This is a genomic window from Quadrisphaera sp. KR29, from assembly GCF_052644995.1.
The window spans coordinates 1-1,543 of sequence record NZ_JBQXXG010000039.1 but is presented as its reverse complement, the minus strand read 5'-3'; the positions used below and the strand labels follow the sequence as shown (position 1 = coordinate 1,543).

Annotated in this window: 1 pseudogene; it reads left to right on the top strand. The window is 79.5% G+C overall.

Going from position 1 to position 1,543, the window contains the following annotated elements:
- Positions 1–864 precede the first annotated feature (864 nt).
- Positions 865–1,543 (top strand): annotated as a pseudogene (locus ACUN9U_RS18260) (hypothetical protein); the annotation flags it as partial.

The following is a 1,543-nucleotide window of genomic DNA, read 5'->3' as shown; positions in this document are numbered from 1 at the left end:
GCGAAGAAGGGGGATCGTCCACCGCGTCGTCGCGGTGGACGATCCCCCTTCGACGTGTTCACGCACTGAGTCAACGACGGCCGAGGAGGACCCGTGCAGGACGACGAGCAGCGCCGGAGCGACAGGTCGTCGCCGCCGCGCGCGGGAGGTCCCCGTTCCGGGGAGCGGAGGTCGTCCACGGGAGGCAGGGCGCCTCAGCGCGGTGCCGGTCAGGCCGGCGGTCGCACGAGCGGTGGACCGCAGCGCGGAGCGGGACGCCCCGGTGCTGGCGCGCCCTCCGGTGGCGGACGCTGGTCGGGTCCCGCTGACCGCCCCCAGCGGGGCGAGCGCGGTGACCGCGGTGCAGGTGCCGGCGGTGGGCAGCGCCCCGAGCGGCGCGGCAGCGAGGGCGGGCGCGGCCCGTCGGCTGGACGCCCCTCTTCCAGTGGTGCCCCCGGTGCCCGTGGTGGTGCCCCGGCGGTCCGGTCCGGCTCGCGCGGAGGAGAGAGCGGCGCCCCCCGCTCCGGCGGTTACGGCGCGCCCCGCTCCGGCGGTTACGGCGCCCCTCGGGCCGGCGGTTACGGCGCTCCTCGGTCGGGCGGCTACGGCGCCCCGCGGTCCGGAGGCCCGGCAGGCGCGGGGGCTCCTTCACAGCGAGGTGGGGGGTCGCGGGGGGCCTCGCCCGTCCGTGGCGCTGGCGGTCCGGGCGCGCGCAGCGGTGCCTCCGGACGCGCCGGTGGTGCCGCCGGGGCCGGCCGCGGCCCGAGCCCGGCCCGTCCCTGGGACCGCGACCGCAGCGCTCCGTCCACCGCGCGCCGGGGCCCTGCTCACCGCGACGAGCCGCGGGTCCCCGAGGCCATCACGGGCGCCGAGCTCGACCGCGACGTGCGCCGCGACCTCCTGACGCTGTCCAAGGACACCGCCGCCGTGGTCTCCCGCCACCTGGTGGCCGCCGGGCAGCTGCTCGACAGCGACCCCGAGGCCGCTTACGCCCACGCCGCCGCCGCTGCCCGTCGCGCCGGCCGGATCGGGTCGGTGCGCGAGGCCGCTGGGCTGGCGGCCTACGCCGCCGGGCGCTACGAGGACGCCCTGCGCGAGCTGCGGACCGCGAGGCGCCTGACCGGCTCCGACGCCTACCTGCCGGTCCTGGCGGACTGCGAGCGCGGCCTGGGTCGTCCCGAGCGGGCGCTGGACCTCGCCGCGGCCCCCGAGGTGGCCCAGCTCGACCTCGCCGGCCGGATCGAGATGCGCATCGTCGCCGCCGGGGCCCGCCAGGACCTGGGCCAAGCCGAGGCAGCCGTCGTGTCGCTGCAGGGACCGGAGCTGCAGGCACGCGGCCGGGAGCCGTGGCGCGCCCGCCTGCTGTCGGCCTACGCGGACGCCCTCGAGTCCGCGGGCCGGCACGAGGAGGCGCGGACCTGGCTGGAGCGCGCGGCGGCTGCTGACACCACGGGGGAGACCGGCGCCGCCGACCGCCTGGCCGGGGCGGACGGTGACGTGCGGGACGACGTGGTGGTGTACGACCTCCTCGAGGACGCCGAGGACGCCGAGGACGCCGAGGACG